Origin of the sequence: Roseomonas sp. 18066, from assembly GCF_902706185.1 — a bacterium.
Classification (GTDB): Bacteria; Pseudomonadota; Alphaproteobacteria; order Acetobacterales; family Acetobacteraceae; genus Pseudoroseomonas.
Genome location: NZ_CACSJM010000270.1, coordinates 1 through 3628 on the forward strand (window position 1 = coordinate 1; position 3628 = coordinate 3628).

Sequence of the window (3628 nt, forward strand, 5' to 3'; positions counted from 1 at the left end):
TGATGGGGGCGCTGGGCGGGTTGGCCTGGTCCGCCGCCGCCTGGCCCGGGATCCTGGCGGTGGTCGGCGGCGGGCTGGTCGTGGCGCTGCTGGTGGCCTTGCGGCTGGCCCGGCTGCCCGGGGCGGGCTGAACCTAGATCCCGCCCTTCTTCTCCGGCTGCACCCCGGCGCCGCCCTTGGCCGGCGGCTGCTGCTTCGGGTCGACCGGCGGATCGGCCGGCGGCGTGCCCATCTCGCGGAAGGGCGCCTCGGTGCCGGTGCTGTCAGATTTCGGATTTTTGTCTTCGGCCATGGCGGCGATGCTCCAAGCTGTCCGCCTGGGAAACGGCCCGCGCCGCCTCGAGTTCCGCGCGCCGGCCAGGGAGGGCAAGACCATGCAGAACGAAGGCGGCTGCCATTGCGGCGCCATCCGCTATGTCGCGACCGGCCAGCCTTACAACGCCACCGCCTGCCATTGCCTGGATTGCCGGCGGTCGAGCGGCGCGCCCTTCATGGCCTGGTTCAGCGTCGCCACGCCGGAATTCAGGGTGACGCAGGGGAAGATGGCGCTCTACGCCTCCAGCCCCGGGGTGCAGCGCGGCTTCTGCGGGGCCTGCGGCACCAGCCTGACCTATCTGAACGCGGCGTTGGGCGAGATCGATGTCAGCACCGCGACGCTCGACGACCCCGCCGAGCCGGCGCCGCGCGACCATATCTGGGTGCAGAGCCGCATCCCCTGGGTCGAGCTCGGCACCTTCCTGCCGGCGCATGCGCGCAACCGCGACGGCTCCAGCTAGCCCCGCGGCGCGAGAAGAATAACCCCGGCGCCGACCAGGCAGAGCGCGGCGCCGGCCAGGTCGAAGCGGTCGGGGCGCAGGCCCTCGACCAGCCAGAGCCAGGCCAGCGACGCCGCGATATAGATCCCGCCATAGGCGGCATAGGCGCGCCCGGCGGCCTCGCTGTCGACCAGGGTCAGCAGCCAGGCGAAGGCGAGCAGGGACAGCACCCCGGGGGCGATCCACCAGGGGCTGCGCCCCAGCTTCAGCACCGCCCAGAAGGCGAAGCAGCCGCCGATTTCCGCCAGGGCGGCCGCGCCATAGATGATCGCGAGCCGCCCCATGCGGGGGTCCTCAGCCGTGCTTGATGGCGATGGTCTTCAGCGAGGCGAAGCCGGCCAGCGCCGCAAAACCCTTCTCGCGGCCATGGCCGGAGCGCTTCACGCCGCCGAAGGGCAGCTCCACGCCGCCGCCGGCGCCGTAGTTGTTGACGAAGACCTGGCCGACCTTGATCGCCTTGGACAGCCGCATCGCCCGGCCGATATCGGCGGTCCAGACGCCGGCCACCAGGCCGAACTGGGTGCCGTTGGCAATCGCCAGGGCCTCGGCCTCGTCGGTGAAGCGGATCGCCGTCAGGACAGGGCCAAAGACCTCTTCCTGGGCCAGTCGGTGGGTCGGCGCCACATCGGCCAGCAGCGTCGGCTTGACGTAGAAGCCACCCTCCGGCGCGTTGGAGGCAATGCGGCCCTGGCCGGCGAAGTTCAGGCCGTCAGCCTTGGCGAAGTCGAGGAAGGCGTTGACCCGCTTCTGCTGGTCGGCATTGACCACCGGGCCCAGGTCCATGTCGCGCTCGGCGGGGCCGGCTTCCAGCTTGCTGAAGCGGCCGGCCAGGTCGCCCACGAAGCGGTCGAAGACCGAGGCCTGCACCAGCACCCGGCTGCCGGCCGAGCAGGTCTGCCCGGCATTCTGGATGATGCCGGCCATGACGGTGGTGGCCGCCGTGTCCAGGTCGGCATCCTGGAAGACCAGCTGCGGGCTCTTGCCGCCGAGCTCCAGGGTGACCGGGATGGTGTTCTTGGCCGCCGCCATCTGCACCAGCGTGCCGACTTCCGGGCTGCCGGTGAAGGACAGGTGGCTGATCGCCTTGTGCGAGGTCAGCGCCGCGCCGGCTTCCTCGCCGAGGCCGGTCACCACGTTCAGCGCGCCGTCCGGGAAGCCCGCCTCGGCGGCCAGCTCCGCCAGCATCAGCGAGGACAGCGAGGCGTCCTCGGCCGGCTTCAGGATGCAGGCATTGCCCATGGCCAGCGCCGCGCCGACCGAGCGGCCGACGATCTGCATCGGGTAGTTCCAGGGCACGATATGGCCGGTGATGCCATGCGGCTCCCAGACCGTCAGCACCGTCATCCCCTCGGCATAGGGGATGGTGTCGCCATGCATCTTGTCGGCGCTGCCGCCGTAGAACTCGAAATAGCGGGCGCAGGCGACGGCGTCCTGGCGGGCCTGGCGGATCGGCTTGCCGACGTCGCGGCTCTCGGCCTGGGCCAGGGCCTCGGCGTCGCGCAGGATCAGCACGGCCAGCTTGTTCAGCAGGCGGCCGCGATCGGTGGCCGACATCCGGCCCCAGGCGCCGTCGAGCGCGCCCTGCGCCGCGGCCACGGCCGCGTCGATCTCGGTCTTGGTGCCGCGGGCGATGCGGGCGAAGACGCCGCCATCGGAGGGGTTGATCACCGGCAGGTGCTGCTCGGCGGCCAGGCTGCGGCCGTTGATCCAATGCCCGTAGGTCTGCATGGGGAAAGTCTCCTCGCTCGTCTGGCCGAGGGTCTAGGCCAGATCGTGCAGAGGGGAAATCCGTCCGCCCCGGCGATAGGCGTTATAACCTGTCAAGAATGACGCCATCTTCGGGGCCGCCTACCGCAGGATGGAAAGCTCCACCGCCAGCGTCGCCCAGCCGATCAGCAGCACCGCCAGGATCGAGGGCAGCAGCAGCCGCCAGATCGCCCCGGGCCGGGCATTGCCGCCGGCGAGGCTCGAGACCATGGCGGTCACCGCGAAGCTCATCCCCGCCGCCGCCGCGCCGGTGAAATTGTGCAGCCCGGCGGCCAGCGCCAGCGGCAGCCCCGCCGCGCGGCCCAGCGCCGCCTGCACCGGCATCAGCGCCGCGTTCGAGCCCACATTGCTGCCGGTCACGGCGCCGGAGACCAGTCCCAGCACCGGCATGGCATAGGCCGCCGCCGGGCCCATGGCGGCCGCCGCGGCCTCCGCCAGGCTGGCCGCGATGCCGGCCCCCGCCAGCCAGCGCCCGAGCAGGACGTAGAGCAGCATCGCCAGCGCCGGCCGCCGCGCGCGTCCCATGGCGGCAATGAATGCGATGCCGCCGCCGGGCCTGACGAGCAGCAGGCAGAGGGAAAAAACCCAGAGCACCACGGCGACATGGGTGATCGGCAGGGCCGGCAGCTCGGCGAAGGGCCGCAGCGCCGGCGCGCCCTGCCAGGAGCGCGCCAGCAGCAGCGCCGCGGTCAGCCCGGCCCAGGGGGCCAACGCCAGCAAGGCCCGCCGCCAGGCCATCGCCCCCCGCGGCGGATCCAGCCGCCACAGCACATACAGAAGCGGAACCCCGGTGCCGATGATGCCGGCCACCTCGAAGGGCAGGAACAGATTAACGGCGAGCAGCAGCGCCGCCATCAGCACCATCATGCCGTACTGCGCGAGCTTCTCCCCTGGTGGCACCACGATTCCCGCCGCCCGGCACAGCCGCCACAGGACCGGGGCCAGGCACAGCAGCCACACCGCATGCGGCCAGGCCGTGGCCAGCGCCACCTGCTGCGCCGGCAGCCCGATCAGCGCAGCCCCCAGCGCCGTCCCCGGCCCCAGCC

The 3628-nt window shown here is 72.1% G+C and carries 5 protein-coding genes; 1 reads left to right on the forward strand and 4 read right to left on the reverse strand.

The window, feature by feature from the left end; genetic code table 11:
* Positions 1-133 precede the first annotated feature (133 nt).
* Positions 134-292 (reverse strand): hypothetical protein, encoded by a 159-nt coding sequence (locus tag GVN67_RS28385; RefSeq protein ID WP_160000660.1) that lies wholly within the window; start codon positions 290-292, stop codon positions 134-136.
* A gap of 82 nt (positions 293-374) precedes the next feature.
* Here GVN67_RS28385 and GVN67_RS28390 point away from each other — a divergent pair, with 82 nt between their 5' ends.
* Positions 375-776, forward strand: coding sequence for a GFA family protein (locus GVN67_RS28390; protein WP_160000661.1), 402 nt, complete (start codon positions 375-377; stop codon positions 774-776).
* On the opposite strand, the gene GVN67_RS28395 is transcribed toward GVN67_RS28390, so the two are convergent.
* From GVN67_RS28395 to GVN67_RS28405, 3 genes are all read right to left on the reverse strand, one after another.
* Positions 773-1099 (reverse strand): YnfA family protein, encoded by a 327-nt coding sequence (locus GVN67_RS28395; protein WP_160000662.1) that lies wholly within the window; start codon positions 1097-1099, stop codon positions 773-775. The genes GVN67_RS28390 and GVN67_RS28395 overlap by 4 nt on opposite strands.
* A 10-nt stretch (positions 1100-1109) precedes the next feature.
* Positions 1110-2543, reverse strand: a complete 1434-nt coding sequence (locus GVN67_RS28400) for an aldehyde dehydrogenase family protein (protein WP_160000663.1) — start codon at positions 2541-2543, stop codon at positions 1110-1112.
* Between the two features lie 120 nt (positions 2544-2663).
* Positions 2664-3628: L-lactate permease (locus tag GVN67_RS28405; RefSeq protein WP_160000664.1), on the reverse strand; the 965-nt coding region annotated here is incomplete at its 5' end.

Coding starts and splice junctions, on each gene's coding strand:
- GVN67_RS28400 (WP_160000663.1), bottom strand. CDS start 2,543: ATGCAGACCTACGGGCATTGGATCAACGGCCGCAGCCTGGCCGCCGAG.
- GVN67_RS28385 (WP_160000660.1), bottom strand. CDS start 292: ATGGCCGAAGACAAAAATCCGAAATCTGACAGCACCGGCACCGAGGCG.
- GVN67_RS28395 (WP_160000662.1), bottom strand. CDS start 1,099: ATGGGGCGGCTCGCGATCATCTATGGCGCGGCCGCCCTGGCGGAAATC.
- GVN67_RS28390 (WP_160000661.1), top strand. CDS start 375: ATGCAGAACGAAGGCGGCTGCCATTGCGGCGCCATCCGCTATGTCGCG.